This is a genomic window from Bacteroides ovatus (assembly GCF_001314995.1).
Lineage (GTDB): Bacteria > Bacteroidota > Bacteroidia > Bacteroidales > Bacteroidaceae > Bacteroides > Bacteroides ovatus.
The window spans coordinates 5,390,372-5,406,326 of sequence record NZ_CP012938.1; the positions used below are offsets into that span (position 1 = coordinate 5,390,372).

Annotated in this window: 15 protein-coding genes and 1 riboswitch; of the genes, 4 read left to right on the top strand and 11 right to left on the bottom strand. The window is 48.8% G+C overall.

Features of this window, described 5'->3' with window-relative positions:
- Positions 1-75: 75 nt before the first annotated feature.
- The 11 genes from Bovatus_RS20440 to Bovatus_RS20490 form a co-directional block, all read right to left on the bottom strand.
- Positions 76-813 carry a DUF6064 family protein gene (locus Bovatus_RS20440; RefSeq protein WP_004301245.1) on the bottom strand — a complete coding sequence of 246 codons (738 nt, stop codon included), beginning with the start codon at positions 811-813 and terminating at the stop codon, positions 76-78.
- A gap of 3 nt (positions 814-816) precedes the next feature.
- Positions 817-1,317, bottom strand: a complete 501-nt coding sequence (locus tag Bovatus_RS20445; protein WP_004301247.1) for a threonine/serine exporter family protein — start codon at positions 1,315-1,317, stop codon at positions 817-819.
- Entirely contained in the window at positions 1,314-2,081 is a 768-nt protein-coding gene (locus tag Bovatus_RS20450) for a threonine/serine exporter family protein (protein WP_004301249.1), read from the bottom strand. The genes Bovatus_RS20445 and Bovatus_RS20450 overlap by 4 nt, the downstream gene beginning before the upstream one ends.
- A gap of 14 nt (positions 2,082-2,095) precedes the next feature.
- Positions 2,096-2,851, bottom strand: coding sequence for an ABC transporter ATP-binding protein (locus tag Bovatus_RS20455; protein ID WP_004301252.1), 756 nt, complete (start codon positions 2,849-2,851; stop codon positions 2,096-2,098).
- The gene (locus Bovatus_RS20460) at positions 2,848-3,828 is read right to left on the bottom strand and encodes a FecCD family ABC transporter permease (protein WP_004301254.1); all 981 of its coding nucleotides are present in this window, start codon (positions 3,826-3,828) and stop codon (positions 2,848-2,850) included. The genes Bovatus_RS20455 and Bovatus_RS20460 overlap by 4 nt, the downstream gene beginning before the upstream one ends.
- Positions 3,829-4,968 carry an ABC transporter substrate-binding protein gene (locus Bovatus_RS20465; protein ID WP_004301256.1) on the bottom strand — a complete coding sequence of 380 codons (1,140 nt, stop codon included), beginning with the start codon at positions 4,966-4,968 and terminating at the stop codon, positions 3,829-3,831.
- A gap of 4 nt (positions 4,969-4,972) precedes the next feature.
- Positions 4,973-7,063 (bottom strand): TonB-dependent receptor plug domain-containing protein, encoded by a 2,091-nt coding sequence (locus Bovatus_RS20470; protein WP_052588034.1) that lies wholly within the window; start codon positions 7,061-7,063, stop codon positions 4,973-4,975.
- Between the two features lie 13 nt (positions 7,064-7,076).
- Complete coding sequence (locus Bovatus_RS20475) at positions 7,077-8,156, bottom strand: glutaminyl-peptide cyclotransferase (protein ID WP_004301261.1); 1,080 nt, start codon at positions 8,154-8,156, stop codon at positions 7,077-7,079.
- Positions 8,157-8,241: 85 nt separating this feature from the next.
- Positions 8,242-10,341 (bottom strand): hypothetical protein, encoded by a 2,100-nt coding sequence (locus Bovatus_RS20480; RefSeq protein ID WP_004301264.1) that lies wholly within the window; start codon positions 10,339-10,341, stop codon positions 8,242-8,244.
- A gap of 23 nt (positions 10,342-10,364) precedes the next feature.
- Positions 10,365-12,110 (bottom strand): PKD-like domain-containing protein, encoded by a 1,746-nt coding sequence (locus tag Bovatus_RS20485; RefSeq protein ID WP_004301266.1) that lies wholly within the window; start codon positions 12,108-12,110, stop codon positions 10,365-10,367.
- A 75-nt stretch (positions 12,111-12,185) separates the two neighbouring features.
- The gene (locus tag Bovatus_RS20490) at positions 12,186-13,154 is read right to left on the bottom strand and encodes a DUF4465 domain-containing protein (RefSeq protein ID WP_004301268.1); all 969 of its coding nucleotides are present in this window, start codon (positions 13,152-13,154) and stop codon (positions 12,186-12,188) included.
- A gap of 159 nt (positions 13,155-13,313) precedes the next feature.
- A riboswitch (cobalamin riboswitch) is annotated at positions 13,314-13,505 on the bottom strand.
- A gap of 420 nt (positions 13,506-13,925) precedes the next feature.
- Here Bovatus_RS20490 and Bovatus_RS20495 point away from each other — a divergent pair.
- The 4 genes from Bovatus_RS20495 (at position 13,926) to Bovatus_RS20510 (ending at position 15,940) form a co-directional block, all read left to right on the top strand.
- A complete protein-coding gene (locus tag Bovatus_RS20495; protein ID WP_004301275.1) occupies positions 13,926-14,408 on the top strand; it encodes a hypothetical protein in 483 nt (160 codons plus the stop codon).
- 424 nt (positions 14,409-14,832) lie between these two features.
- Positions 14,833-15,300 carry a hypothetical protein gene (locus tag Bovatus_RS20500; RefSeq protein WP_008759631.1) on the top strand — a complete coding sequence of 156 codons (468 nt, stop codon included), beginning with the start codon at positions 14,833-14,835 and terminating at the stop codon, positions 15,298-15,300.
- On the top strand, positions 15,297-15,554 hold the full coding sequence (locus Bovatus_RS20505; RefSeq protein ID WP_004301283.1) for a hypothetical protein: 258 nt from the start codon (positions 15,297-15,299) through the stop codon (positions 15,552-15,554). Before Bovatus_RS20500 ends, Bovatus_RS20505 begins: the two co-directional genes overlap by 4 nt.
- An 11-nt stretch (positions 15,555-15,565) precedes the next feature.
- The gene (locus Bovatus_RS20510; RefSeq protein WP_004301285.1) at positions 15,566-15,940 is read left to right on the top strand and encodes a hypothetical protein; all 375 of its coding nucleotides are present in this window, start codon (positions 15,566-15,568) and stop codon (positions 15,938-15,940) included.
- Positions 15,941-15,955 lie beyond the last annotated feature (15 nt).

Here is a 15,955-nt window from a genome sequence, read left to right on the forward strand (position 1 = left end):
ATCGAGTTATGTGCCGGTTTATCGGCTCGAGTCCATTGCAATGGTAAAATATTTGTTTGAGCATGCGCGTATAAATCAGATGATTTGGGTGAATAGGTCGAGTTGGTGCAGGAGCGTGACGGTAAAGAAGATGCCGACGACCAGACTCAGCGCAATGAGCAGTGCATCGAGTACGTGGGCCGAGGGTTTCGTCGGCCGGTCGGCGTTGCTTCGGACATACTCCCGAAAGAAGATGTAGAGTGCAGGTACGGTACTGCACGCCAGCAGGTAGTCTTCGGGTATGCCGAAGAAGTAGACTTTCGACAGTCCGATCAGCGCCCAGTGGCAGAGGAACATGGCCAGCACGATATTGACCTGCTCCGAGAAGGCGAGCATCAGTCCAATGGTGAAAACCGCCACCGAACAGGGCATGACGGGCGAGGTCATCATGGGGAATTCGTGGCCCAGCGCCAGCGAGCAGAGGGGATATATCAACGGCATGGCAAGGAGCAGGACAGCGAATGCGTTGTGCTGGCCGGTGCGTTCGAGCGAGGCGTGTTTCACCAGCAGGTCATAAATCCAGATTCCACCCATGATGGCCCAGAAGAGTGCTAACATGCCGTGATATTCGCGCGGTCGGCAATAGATCATGTAATAGACTCCGGCAATCCAAAAGTTGAGCATCGCCATGAAACTCTTCATGGCGATGCGCACAGTGTTTGTCGGCCGCAGGCAGAGCAACAGAAGCAGCAGGGTTGCAATGCCCGTAAAGACAATCTGCGCAGGCCAGGTTGCGGCATTGTAGGCCGCGATCGTGTTCCAAAAAATTTCCATAACCTAACTATTTTTTCGTGTGCGTCGGGTCATAGAGAAGGCCCGGCGCTTGAAGATGAATATCGGCAGCGTGGCACCGGCGGCAAGCAGCGCAATGACACTCAGCGATACGGTGGCATTGAGAAAAAACTGCTGCATGTAGCGCATCCCTTCGTCAGCCCGATCGAGCGACTGGAGGAACATGATGAGCGAGAAAACCGTCTTGTAGGCGTAGATGCCCGGCACCATCGGCAGCAGAGCCGGGATGTAGAGACAGGTCATCGGGCAGCGGACACCGCGGCCGAGCCATAGGCTGCCCATACCGATTGCAAAGGCCGCGAAAAGCGATGCGGTGGCGATATCCAGTGCGGAACAGTGCATCAGCGTGAAACGCAAGGCGTGGCCTATGGCGGCAAGCAGGGCGATGCGTGGAAAGGCTCGCATCGGCGGATCGGAGATGGCCCCGAATCCGATGGCGGCGACAGCGGCGAAGAGTCCGTCGAGCAGAATATCCGTCACGATCATAGCAGCGAATCTTTAACCATTAACAAAGTGGCCGACAAACCGACGGCGATGCAGACGATCAGCAGCATGGCGTTGACCAGCCGGCTGACACCCATAAGGACGTGTCCTTCCATGATGTCGATGACCCCGTTGATGAGCGGCACGCCCGGCACGAGAAACAGCGGACTGGTGGCCAAAGTGATCTCGGCTGTGCAGTCGAAACGCAAGGCGGCCGTGGCGCAGAGTGACGCGACGAAAGCCGAGCAGGCGAAGACGAGAAAGTGATTGACTGCGTGAGCCTGCATGCGCTGTTTGACGGCGAAGCCCACGAGTGTCGCCGTGAAGACGATGCCCACGGCCGTCCAGTCGCCGCCGAAGAGCTTGCAGAACGAGGCGTTGGCCAGTCCGACGAACACGAGCGTGAAGATCGGGTCCATGCGCGGTTTGTCAACCAGCGTCCGGTAACGGCTGCGGATTTCGTCGAGCGAGAGGCCCTCGTCCAATGCGTCCCAGCTCAAGGCACTCAAATCAGAGTTCCGCTCGAAACTGATGGGGAGCGACGGGATTGCCACCACACGGGTTGCGGACTCGCCGCTCCCGAGGTCGAGCACAGTCAGTATCGTACTCTTTTGGAAACTCGACAACTGAACGTCCACGCCCAGCGCTTCGCCGATCCGGCGTGAATTGCGGACCGCCCGCGAGGTGTGAACTCCCGAGCCGAGCTGATAGGTGGCGTATTCGGCGATGAAACCGAGTATATCGCAAAGTTCCTGCTGCGTTTTCATATGCGGATCATTGTTTATCGGACTTTTACCACACCTGTCGCAGTATCGAACGTCACGCATTTATTGCGGAACAGCCGTTCGATGCAGCCGCTCCGGCGCATCTCTTCGGTGGGCAAGCATACCAGTCGGGGCGGGTCGATAAGGGCTATCGCATCGGCGAGCGACATGGCGATATCGAGTTCGTGGGTCGAAAACAGGATACATTTCCCTTCGTCGTGTGCCAGCTGTGCCAGCAGCGTACACAATTCATAGCGGTTGGGCATATCGAGGAACGAGGTGGGTTCGTCGAGCAGAATAATCGGTGTATCCTGCGCCAACGCCCGCGCGATCATGATGCGCTGGCACTCGCCGTCCGACATCCTGTCCATCGTGCGTTCCGCATAGTCCTCCATGCCTACCGAGGCGAGCGACCGCATAACGATTTCCGTGTCGGCCTTCTGCATCCTTCCTATCCAATTGGTATAGGGTGCGCGGCCGATAGCCACGACGTCCTCGCATTTGAGGTTGGCGATGCGTGTGCGCTCGGTCGTGACGAACGCCAGCGTTCGGGCCATCTCTGCGGTTCGCGTATCGGCGGCGGGGCGTCCGTCGAGCAGGATTCGACCGGAATAACGGCGGTTCAGCCCGGCAATAGCCCGGAGCAGCGTCGATTTGCCCGTACCGTTGCGGCCGATTAGGGCTGTCAGTTTGCCCTTTTCGATTGTGGCTTCTACCTCGCTGAGCAAGGTTCGATCCCCGTAGCCTATGGATAAATCGTGTAATTCTATCATGCCGTAACGGATTTATTGCGCAAGACCACCCACACCACGATGGGGATTCCCAGCAGCGCGGTGATGGCGTTGATCGGCAGGGTGAACAGTTTGGAAACGAGGTCGCAAAGCAGCAGCACGGAAGCACCCGAAAGAACGGTGCCCGGCACGAGCACCCGATGGTCACTGTTGCGGAACAGCATCCGCGTGACGTGGGGCATGGCCAGCCCGATGAAACCTATCGGACCGCAAAAGGCGGTCACCGTGCCGGCCAGCAACGTCGTGGAGAGGAACAGCAGTCCGCGTGAGCGACGGACGTTCAGCCCCATCGTCACGGCATACTCCTCGCCGAACAGCAGCAGGTTGAGCGGCTTGATGGTGATTACGGCCAACAACAATCCGGCGATAATCGACGGGATGAGTACCGCAAGCTGATTGAAGGTCACGTCGCCGAGCGATCCCATCGTCCAGATGACGAACATTTTCAAGGATTCATCGTTGGCAACATACTGCAATATTTGGACGACCGCACCGATTCCCGACGAGAACATCATGCCGAGAATCAGAATTACCATGATATCTTTGATGCGGTGTCCGACGGCGGCGATGACAACCAACACGATTGCCGCTCCGAGCCATGCCGCCCCAGCGATGCCTATCGACGAGCCGACACCGGCAAGTACGACGAGTGCCACGCCGAGGCTCGCGCCCGAACTGATACCGAGCACGTAAGGCCCGGCAAGGGGATTGCGGAAGAGGGTCTGCATCTGAAGACCGCTGACCGACAGGGCGGCTCCGGCCAGCAACGCGACCACCGCCTTAATCAGTCGGATATTCAGTATGATTTTCGCCGTCGCTCGCGGACAATCGCCACCCGTCAGGGCCGCCCAAACATCGCCGAGCGGCACGGCGACAGCCCCCACCGCCAAATCCAGCAGAAACAGGAAGAGGGTGAGGGCAGCCAGTGCGGTAAATAATAGGACGGAACGGGAGCGCATTTATTTCAATTGCTTGTAATAGACGAAATCTTCTGCGACCAGTTCGGGGTGGAATATCTTTACGAGGTCTCGTAGCACGAGGTCGGGATTCACCACGGCCGACTCGTAGTAGTCGTTGCCGCCGGCGGCATTCGTGCGGGCGTTGTTGTTATAGACGTATCCGTTGCGGAAGCACCGGGTGTCGGTGAACTTCGGGCAGGCGGCTCGCAGTTCGTCGAGCGTGTTCGCCATACCCACATGCAGCCACATATCGACTTGCGAGGCCAGCAGATACGCCTCTTCGAGGTCGATGGGCGCGGAAGCGTTTCCCGTGTTCTTCTTGTAGATGTAATCGCCTCCGGCATCTTTGATCAACCGGGCGACATAGCTTTCGGTCGAGGGCATGAACCAATTGTCGCCGTAAGGCGTGTTGAGCATCACTGAAGGGGCATCGATGGCTGCATCGGTTACTCGCTTTTTCAAAGCGTTATAGCGAACCGGAATCTCGGCAAACACTTTCTCTCCCTCTGTCCGTTTTCCTGCAACCTCCGCCAATGCCACCAGCCATTCGGCTTTGCCCAGCGGCGACTCTTCCAGGTAATCGCCGACATACATGAACGGGATGTTCAGTTCTTTCAGTTTCCCTTCCATCGAGCTGGCCCCGTTCACGCCGTAAAGCAGTACGAGGTCGGGATCGAGCGAGAGCAGCAGCTCATAGTTAATGTTCCCCTCATAGCCCACGTCGCCGACGCTGTCGCGTCGTGCCTGAATATCGGGATTGGAAATGTAGTCGATACCCGATACCCCGACCACGCGCCCCGTTTCGCCGATCGCGTCAAGCATGGCGATATGGGTCGAAGACATGCAGACGATGCGTCCGGCATTCCCGTTGAGTACCTGACCGGTGAAATCTTCGGGAGCGGCTTCGCCGTCACGGGCGATGAACAGGCACGTGGTAATGCTGTCGGCTCCCTGCCAAGGGTTCGTGACGGTAACCAATACGCTCTTTCTGCTGTCAGCACCTTTTATGTTAAACCCCGAAGCGTATTCAGGTGTATAGGCCGTTCGGTTGAAATCGGCAAGTTTGGAACTCTTATCATGGCAGCCTGTGAATGTCAGTACAAGCAGCAATATCAGGCTCAGATTTTTCAATGCTTTCATATTGTTACAAATTTGTATTTACGGATTTCTTCTTATTTTTTCCGAACTTCGGGGTGATGCCGATGAACAGTTCGAAGTTGATACCGGGCATGGGGCGCGAGAGCACCGAAAGGTAGTCCTCGTTGAAGAGATTATTGACTGCAAATTTCAATTGAACGTCCACCGGTTTGAAAAACAGGTTTTTCTCCAAGGAGACGTTGCTCATGAAATATTCGGGCAGGTGTCCTGTCAGCGTGTAGTCGTTGCTTGACATGGTGAAACGCTCCGAGTAGAACGCCCACTTGTAAAGGAACGCCCACGACCGCCACGACAACCGTCCTGTCAGCGAGGCGGAATGCTCCGGCACGTAGGGCAGCTGTTTGCCCACCGACTGGTCAGCAGGTGACATTTTCTCGCCCTCGTTGATAGAGGGTGTCCACGAATAAGAGCCGTTCAGGTCGATGAGCCAATCCTTTGCCGGCTGCACGGCCAGGTTCGCTTTGACCTCGATGCCGTAGGCGTGTACCTTCTTCACGTTGCGGGGCGAAAAGAATCCTTTGGTGGTGGGCAGCCAGATAATCCAGTCGTCGATGTAGGAATCGAACCAGTTCACGCCGCCGTTCAACTTATAGGCATTTTCTTTGCCGACCTCGAAACTTACACCTGCATCGTAGCTGAAACCATGCTCGTTTCTCAGATTGGGATTGCCACCGGGCAGGAAATAGAGGTCATTCAGCGTCGGGAAACGGTAATTGCGTGAAACAGAAGCTTTGAGCATCACATTCCCTTTCGGAGAAATGATGCCGTCAATAAAAAAAGCCGGTATAAGTGGAGCCCACTCGGAACCGTACATTTCTTCTCGCAACACAACCGACATGCCAAGCCGGTCTATCGGTTGCCACTTGGCAGATACGGAGCCGGAAAGTTCCACGCGTCCTTTGTCATAGCCCACGATGGCCTTGCCTCCGTCCTGCAAAATGATATTCTTGTCCTCACTGCGTACCAAATGCTGGTGAGCCGATACGTTAGCGGTGAAAAACCAACGTTTTGTTGGACTGTATTCACCTTCAGCCTGCCCGTAGAACGTATTTACCTTGCTGCGCGAACGGGTCATCGACGCCCAGTTATCAGGTGCGACCTCACGCTTGTAGTCGTAGGCCATCCATGTGTGTATGTAACCGCCTTTCACGCCAAGTTTCCAATTGCTTTTGATATGATCCCACGAAAGGACACTGCGGAAAGTCTGTTCCCGCTGGCGGTTCTCGAAGTCGGTTGCATCTCCGTAGTCGGTCGTCAACATCGGAAGTTCCCGGTTGGAGTTGATATACCATGCGTTCAGGCCTAATTTGTCGCCTTTGTGGGTGTTGTAATAGACTTCTTGAAGCAGGTGCAGGTCCTTGAACGCACCGCTTCGGTTGCGCTCTACGGGGTGATACTGCCCGATGATGTTCTTGTCCTCGTCGTAGATATTTATCTTCTTGTCGTGGTTGGTGTACTTGTAATCGTTAGGCGAGGAAGAATAGACCGCACGGGTAGAGCCGTGCCACCGCTTGCTTCCGTAGGTGAAGCGAGCGAACTCGTCGAAGGTCTTGAACGAGCCGATGCCCTGCACGTACTGGGCGTTGAACCCTTCGGCGACTTCGGGAGCCGTGCCGAGCTTGACTAAACCGCCCAGTCCGCCGCCCGTTTCGTTCACCGACGAAGTGCCGTGCAGCAGCGACGCTTGGTCGATGAAGTAGGACGGGATAGTAGAAAAGTCGGTCATGCCGAGCATGGGGTTGTTGATGCGCATCCCGTTCCACGTCACCTGCGTATGGCTGGGCGACGTGCCGCGGAAGGCAACGGTCGAGAGCGTGGCGCGGCCGTAGCTTTTGACAAACACGGACGAGTTGAATGTCAGGATGTCCGCCATTGAGAGGGCGATGTTCTCTTTCAGTGCGAGTGAATCGAACTTCGTCTTCTGCACGCCGATTTCTTTCATCGGCCGATGTCCGATGACCGTGACTTCCGGTATGGTGAGATGCCAGCCTGACCGCTTTTTGCTTTCCGTCTGCTGCGCAAAAAGTGCCGTGGGGAGACATGCCGCCAAAGCGAATAACAGATATAGTCTTTTCATATTGCCTCCTTTCTTATTTCCAACAAAATGCACCAGGGATAATCCCAACATAAAATTCATCAATCAGTTCGCCGTCAAGTGAGTAGCGGTATATCATGCCCTGCTGTTGGTAGTCGATGGCATCAGCGATGTACACCTCCCCGTTAGCGGGGTTCACCGTCAAGCCGTAATAAATCGTACCGCTGTATTCGAGGAACGGGCGCACCGGCACACGGCTCGCCGTCACGTCCATGCACCAGATGTCTTTGTTAATCCAGTAGAGTTTGTCCCTGTCGCCGTTGAGCTGCACCTCCGAGGGCCAGTCGCCCAACTTGAACTTGAACTGCTTCTCCACAGTGAAGGTCTCGGCGTCGATGCGGTAGAGCGAGGGGGCTTCGTAACCGTAGGGGCTGCCCTCGTAGCCGCCGTCGGTAATCGTCCACATCTTGTTATACTTGTCCATGACCAACGATGTGGGCTGGATGCCGATTTTCAGTTCATCGACAACTTGGTCGGTCTCGGTGTCGATTTTGATGATACGGTTCTGGTAACTCCAACAGTTGCAATAGACGTATTTGCCGTACTGCACCATCTGCTCCGTCGAGCCGCTTTCCATCGTCATGTCCGGCACTTGGATATGCCCGGTGATTTCATACGTTCGCGGATTTATAATGAAGATGCGGTTGTCCCACAGTTGGGTGACATAGGCTTTCTCGTCGCTCAGGAAATGGATATAGCGCGGGGAGGTCAGATTCTCGATGCGTCCCACCTCCTTGAAGGTGTTCAGGTCGATGGCGAAAATCACGTGGGAGTTGTTCACCACGACCCAGCCCTTGTTGTCGTAGATGGTCATCGACTGTGCCACGTCGCCGAGCTTCATGCCGTTGGCACGGAAGAAGACCTCGTTCTGCACCTGTTTGGTCTCTGGGTCGTAGTAGCTCAGCGAGGCGTTGCCGTACTGGAAGTTGCCCTCGTTGGTAATGAACAGTCCGGCTCCCGTGGCGTTGAAATCCTCCACGGCATCGCCGTAGTCCCACTTCATGCAGGCGGTTAAGGATAGTGTCGCTCCGACAACTACGCTCCATAGCAGATATTTCAATTGGTGATGGGTCATACCGTTGTTTTTATAGTTAATCCCCGGTAGTCTTACCTTACGGCAAGCATACCGAGGATTGGCAGAAAATTTATTGTTTGGTTATCTATTCAGCGGGCTTGTACTTCCCGTCTATCATGTCTTGGTAGGTGGGGTTGTATTTGCAGCCACTTACAATCCAATTTGGTTCAGTAATTTGATTATCCTTGATAAAAGGCTCAAATATAGAAAAATCAGAAAAAGAAGTAAGCTTAACGAAATTCACTCCTGATAAACTTTTAAGCTTCGGCATATCAAAAGATGTTAATTTGGAAGCATCATCTGCACTTAAAGATCCAGCTATAGAGACTAATTCAGGGCATGAGAAAGCGGAAAATCCATGAATCGTTATTCCCGCTCCTCCAACTTTTTCAAGCACAGGAAAAAGCTCATAAGTGGTTGTAGAACGGATATCTAATCCTCCATATGGAAGGTCGTTGGTTGACCACTTACCTTCTTTTGCATATGATGGATTTGAATTGCAACAAATCGATTTTAAATTACTAAAATTATGAACCATTTTAGGAGTATTAAGTGCCCCCTCCATAAAAAATTGACCGCCAATTTTTTCAAGTTTTGAAAATTCTAAGTTTGATGCCATCATATTAATTTTGAGATGCATATAGCCGTCAACAAATTTGAGATTATTTGCAACGATGCCAGATTTCATCCCTGCACCAAAATAAAAGTCGCCGTGTACCTCTTCAATTGGAAGGGTAAAAACTTTTTTGTCTGGTGTTATGTATGATAAATTCTTTACCTTTTTAAAATTGAAATCAACATAGTTATTCGCCCAGGCATCAATATAAATAGAAACATTCGAAAGATCATCTTTCGTTATAAGTTTTTGTAGTTTCTTACATTCCGAGATGCGTATAATGGATTCCTCTGAATCTTCATTAGAAAAAACAGCATCACTAATGTCTATAGGAGAAGAACAACTTATTAGCTTCTCTAATTTTAACGATCCTATTCTTTTTAAGTTTTTAAGATTTGATAATGATGAAAGTTCATAGAAATAACAAATTGAAAGAAGGCCTGTTACGGTTGCCAGATTCGACATTTCATCAAGATTAGTAAGAGAAACATTTCCTGTAGTGGAAAACAAATCTCCTTGAATATAGTTCGAAATAATAAAACAATCTCCATTAACAACAGAAAGTTTGGGCATTGATAATTTTTCAAACTCGATAGGCAAAGATGAAAAATTAATACTTCCTGTTTCAATAAGCTCAGGGAAAGAGATAGATTTTAAAGTCGAAATCTCATTAATGCTTAACGAATTTTTAACAGTCTGTACTTTGGGAAATACCAATGTGCTAATTGCACCTTTACCCATACCGAAAATGTTTAATGCCCCTCCGACGTTTATCAGTTCGGGTATTTGAAGCGTTGTCAATGTGGACGAACTGATAACAAAATCACCCTCAATAGCTTTTAGCAGATCAAACTGAACGAATTTTACACCATTGTTGTACACATGGATATTGCCCGTTACCTCGTTCAATTTGGTCATGGAGACCATCTCCAGCGTTTCGTTCGCAGCCGGGTTTTCCTCCGAACCAATCGACAAACCGCCGATTTTGGTAATGTTGTCCAAACCGGTCAGCGTTCCACCGGTATAGCTGTTCTTTATTGTGATGGTTCCTTCGACTTCTTTAATAATACTAAGTCCAGAAATATCACTGATATTTTCTGCATTTTCTGCGTCCGAACCAATAATAAGATTACCTTTTATGATTGTAACGCCAGATTCAATAAAAGCAGCTACTTCTGAGTTTTTTTTCAGTTCTACATCACCCTCACTTCTTATCTCATCCTTCACAACAACATAAGTATAGTCATTGGTAGCTCCATTAAAAGAAGTAACACGGAAAGTACGTTCAGTGTTCCAATCAGTTATGGATGTTGGATCAGGGAATATCTTTGCAGAAGGTGTGTAAATGAAAGATGCCTTTGCTCCATCAAGAGAAACTGTGTATGGTACAGTCATCGTAATTGTGTTGTTCTCAATGACAGCATCATATGTCTTATCATTCACACTCAGTACCACGGATGTGATGAAATTATCATCAGCATCAACTGGAATTTCGTTCTTATCGGAACAGCCGACAGCCAAAATACCGAAGAAAAGGCCGAACAGCAAGTTAAAATTGATTGGTTTCATTTGTAATATGTTATTATTGTTTTTTACTTTATGTTTAAATCTTGGAACGAAAATACTTCGGTAGAGATTTCTCCTAAAACGCCGCTTTTAGCCAAGGCTCCATTCTGAACTTTTATGAAGTCGATGTATTGGAGATTTACCGGAGAGCCGTCGTGATACATGGCATTAGATATTTTGAATCCGTTTTTCTGTCCAGAACCGTCATACGAATCACCAGCCAACATATCGGAACCGCAATTATCCACATACCCCCAGTCATAAGGAGAGTTACTCCAGTAACCTGTGGATGGACTTTGTGAATTGCGTGGCAATAGTCGAGTACCGTACAAAGTGTAGGAGTCGGCCGTAATCCACAACGGATAATAGTAAGGTTGCGTGTGGTAGGCATTGAAATCGACCCAGCCAGTGTTTCCCAAATTGTCAATCCAATAAGTGTGTGAACCATCCGAGGCCGGTCGGAAATAGGTCACCTCATAATCTTGAATGGTGGTGGGTTTCCCTGTTTCGCTGCCCCGCAGTTCGTACCACTCATCATCGGGAAGTCCATTGCCGTTGACATCCTGCATCACCCACACTATCCCCGGTTCATTGGAAGAATCAAAGGCATTGCCCTGAATAGCAAAATCATATCCACCCTTATTCTGAATGCTGTGGTCAAACCCTACTATGATGTAACCGCCAAAGGAGCCGAGAGATACATAACTTTGCTTGGCAATACGCTTGGAAGCATATTCGACGGCCGCTTCTCGGGTCGATTCGCTACCGGTAAAACCACCAGTATTGGTTTCGTTGATGAATTGTCCGGGAGCCGGCGTATATTCATACACTCTGTTGGAATAGGCCGAACTCGCACCTGAAGCAGCACGATATCCGGAAGATTCCGACCCGTTCACGCAAACTACGGTGACGGCGGATTCCACGGATATGCTATTTTGCATTTCGGTGACAGAGACGGTTATCCGGTATTCTCCGGCGGACGAAGGGGTGAACTTATACACCCGACCGGTTTCACCTTCCACGGGCTTACCGTCTATGCTCCAGCGGTATTGCGGATTCTCGAAATAGTCCAGCAATGGACGCAAGAACACTGGTCGCCCGGCAAACGTATAGCGTGTGGAAACAGACTGCTCATAAGACGGGGCAGGGAAAACAACCTCATAAGGCATATTCTCGACCACCTCTATCTCCAACTCTTTCTTGGTTTCACCATCCTCGTTGGATGCTGTTATGGTAATCGGAAAAACTCCCACCTGATTTTCCTTAAACGTATAGGTCGTATCGGTGGATACCACAACCCCTGCACGTACCCATTCCACCTTGAAACCGGCAAGGTCGCGATGGGCAATCACGGCAGTCAGGGTATTCTCTATGCCTTTTTGTACTTTCAATCCTTTGGCCGGCACATACAGATTGATGGCCGGGGGCAACAAATCCCTCACTTCCACTTTCACCTCTTCTTCGGCATGACCGTTTTCGTTGTCCACCCGCAGCGTAATAAAGACCTCCCCCGATTCATCCCACGTGTATTTCAGGGTCGGGTCTGTGGAAATCAGTTTCCCCTCTATGGTCCAGGCAAACAAGGCATGGTCTGCGTACCGGTAAGTCGGTGCGATGACCAGTTCCCGGCCAATCTTGACTGCATAGATACCGTCTTCACTATCGAGTTCAATCACTGGGGCTTGTCCGGATTCTGCAACGACAACCTCATCCCGATTGCAGGATATGAATAATACAGCGAGTGTAAAAAAAAATAAATTTTTGATTACCATGAATACAAGCTGGTTAGATTAAAAGACAACCACCACTTCCAAGTTTAAATTTCCTTGAAAGGGGTGGTTATAAAATTAGTTTTCAAAAACAATATCATCAATACAGAGGTATGCAGGGGTATTTAAGCCATACTCTCCTGTGTCGGAACCTGAAAAGTTAAATTTCACAAATCCTACTCCAGCTTGATTAATAGGCCAATATGTCCATGTAGTAACGGGATTTTCGTTCTTCCCATTTCTATAATCGGCTAATACCTTGGTGTATGTAGCTAACTTATTACCAGCAAAATCATAACATTCAAGTTCAACTTGGAAATACCCAATATGGTTTCCGCCTGCATCGACTTGTGCTGACAGCGGAGTAGCTACACCGGATGCGCCGAATTTATTACCATGCATGATTACACCATAGGTATATGATGAATTACAGAACCATAAACCTTTTAGAGTATATTCGCCTGTTAAATAGAATTCGGGTTGAGCCATCCATTCGGTATTATATTCATCAGAATAACCATAAACAACAGCAAAATTATTTCCGCTATGACCTGCACCTTCGTTAGAGCCATTAACAGAAGTCGTATCATAAACACTCATTTGATTGTTATAGGAATACCACCAATCACTCGGTATGGTATCACCGGTAATCGTAATTCCTTCGGCAGAAGATGGATTGGTACGGTAATTCCATTTAGACAATGCTAATCCACCACAAGAGAAATTGTTGAATGTTCCATAATTATTAGTCACAGTGTTAATCTCAGACATGAACACTCCATCTGGATCAGCAATTTCTTTTACTTGGGTATACGAACCCACATTTCCATAATAATTAGCACCGTAGGAAGTTGTCATAGCCATCATCGAAGAGGCAAAATCATCAAACGTGATGGTAGTCGTTCCATCGGGGTTAGGTGTTGCGCGGGTTTGAATCGCACTTTCTTCATACGGAGTAAGGAAGTCATCGTCGGACGAACATCCGGTGAACACTGTGGCGGCCATTGCTACAACGGCCATTGCCATAAACCTAAAATTCTTTTTCATAACTCAAGTATTAAAAGTTAAACAAAAAGTTTAATTACACATTCGTTTTCCTTGCGATAGATTTGCAACGAATGAGAAACCGGTTATCAAAAAGAATACAGGTGGTCTTTGGATGAGCCTCTGTTCATTTTGATCTAATGCCAATTATCCCGTGGTCACTAAATCATATCTTATCAAGCAGGTCTTCTGGCTCATCCCGCTTATCGCGCCTTCCCAGCTTTCACCAGTGGCAAAGAGTGCGATAAACTTTAATAGGACTTACAGCTGCGAGTACAGCTCCGGATTTTCACCGGGATTCCCTTTTAATTCCAATCGACACTTCGATAGGAAACTTAACTGGTGCAAAGTTAAGAGTTATTTTTTATATAATTTCTTTTTTCTCCATTTTTTTCTGATAACAGCTTTTATGAATATAAAAATGTACTCTTTCTACCATTTTTTAGTTGCGAATAACGATATGCCATTGCCCAATCATTTATTTTTTAATTCGTCTTCTCCCCTTATGTCGGCAATTCCTGTCGGGTGATTTTTATGCAAAGGTACAGCGTTCGGTCAATTGCCAAGAGCCGCAAATGCTAACGTTTTGCGAATTTTACAGCAGCCTTCCGCAAATCGCAGATTGGGGTATTCCGTAAAATCCGCCCGCCGTTCACTTGTCTTATTTGCCTCGATCCGTCTGTCAGTCCTGCATAAAAATCATTCCCCAACGAGAAGCCGAAAGAGCTTCAAGAAGAGGGAAATAAAAAGTTTAACAAATTAAAATTTACAATTATGCACAGCAGGATTTTTCAAATTTCAACGGAGCCGATAGACAAAGAAAACTATCTGAATGAGGACACACTCCAGCAAGGAGACGGGAGCTTCTATGACTATTGTTCAGAAATAGACGAGGAAAACCGTAAAGAGGATATTGCCAATTTGGTCAATTATGCCTTACCCAACGGAATGTTCGAGCTTATATCCGATGACACCATGCGCTATAATGGTGGCATAGAGCAATGGAAAGAGGAGTATGTCGCCAATATCAAAAAGAGAGCGGATGCTCTTACGGCAGATAATATGTTGGAATGGGGGTCGACCTATTATCTCAAACAGGCAGTGGAAAATCCGTTGGATGTCGCCTATCATTTCTATTTGGATGGCGACGGCTGCCAATCTTTTGCCGAACAGTCCTTTGCGTTTATGGAGTTTGTTTGTAGGCTTGAACCGGGAACGATACTCTACATCGGAGGAGTTGTTGATTACCACTTCTGATGTTTGTCCGAAACATTGGCAACCACCCGCTTTTGAGGCGGGTGGTTACTCTCTTTTTTGCACAGGCTCACCGGTTACTTTTATAAATATGCTCTGCAGAGCTTCCGCCACCGGTTTCACTGCCGGTATATTCCTTTTTTAAGGGTATAATCCCTTCACTACCCCGACATACGCCACAGGCTTGTTTTCGTGTGCAAAGGTACGGTGGACGAACATGGTTCAAGTACCGCTATCGCTACCTGAAATAAAATTTGATGACAACTTTCCGTAATCGGAGATAACGGTATTTCATAAAATTTCATCGCAGGTTCCTTGTCCGTCGTTCTTGTATCCCCCGTTTGGAACGCACATGAAAACAACCCTTTTGGGCGAAGTCAGAAGACTTCAAGAAAAGGGAAATAAAAAATCAATAAATCAAAAGACAATGAGCAAGTACGATTTCATCAAGCAAGGCAACCTCCTTTATTGGCACACTGCCGATAACGATGTAGAATGTCGAATTATCTCAACTCCCGAAAAAGTGGATAGCGACAGTATTATTTTAATCGCAACAGGTTCTTCAGAGATTGAAGTCTTGGCATCGGAGCTATCACCTATTGGCTCATCGAGAAGCCACAAAGAGGAATTTTTGCGCTGGAAAAAAGAGCGTGAAGCCGAGGGCATGGAGTTTTTCAACCGTCTTTCCGAAGTCATGGAAACAGACAATGATTTGGCTGTAGGCGATATGGTGGCGTTTACTAACGACTACGGGGTGGTATTTGGCCCCAAAGAAGTATTAGCTTTCAGAAAACCTTGGAATGGCGGTAGATGCGTATATATCGACAGTGATGCCTATTGGTTCCCAGACCGTCCCGGACAACTCACCATACTCAGCAAAGGAGGTACAGAATGACAAACGAAGACAAAATCTTAAAACGGCTTTGCGGCAATATTGCCGCAGGTCGTTTCAACTGGCGGAAATACTGCACACCGCAACTTTACTTCGGTTGGGAGATTTGTGTTACCCCTCTGCATTGCTCTTACGGACAGATAGGTTACACCGTTCATTTCCCTTATACCAATATACCGGAAGTGGAATACGATTGGGAAATGGGCAAACTGACCATTGACGGCGAGAAGTGGAAAAGTTATTTGCGGAACGAATAATAAATATCAATATGGCACAGAATTTTTATACCAAATGGCAGAACGCTATCCTTGCAGATGCAGGAGGCTATGTTTCAAAAGAGTATCGCAGTTTCCAGACAGCATTGGTACGTGAGATTTCCAAATATGCAACGGCGGTCGGTGCACAGGTGGCATCCAACTTAAAAGGACATTATGATACCTCATGTTTCATCGAGCGCAACGGCAAGTTCGTTTACATCAGTCACTCTTCCACGTTAGCCCGAATGGGCGGCGGCGTAAGAGTTGAACTTGATTCGTTTCTGATACGGACAGCCCAACACGCAAAAGACTACAGAGGAGGATATAACCAATATTGTGACATGGCAAATTTGCAGTCCATGATGGATGATTTACTGAAAGAATAAAAAACCGAAAACAAG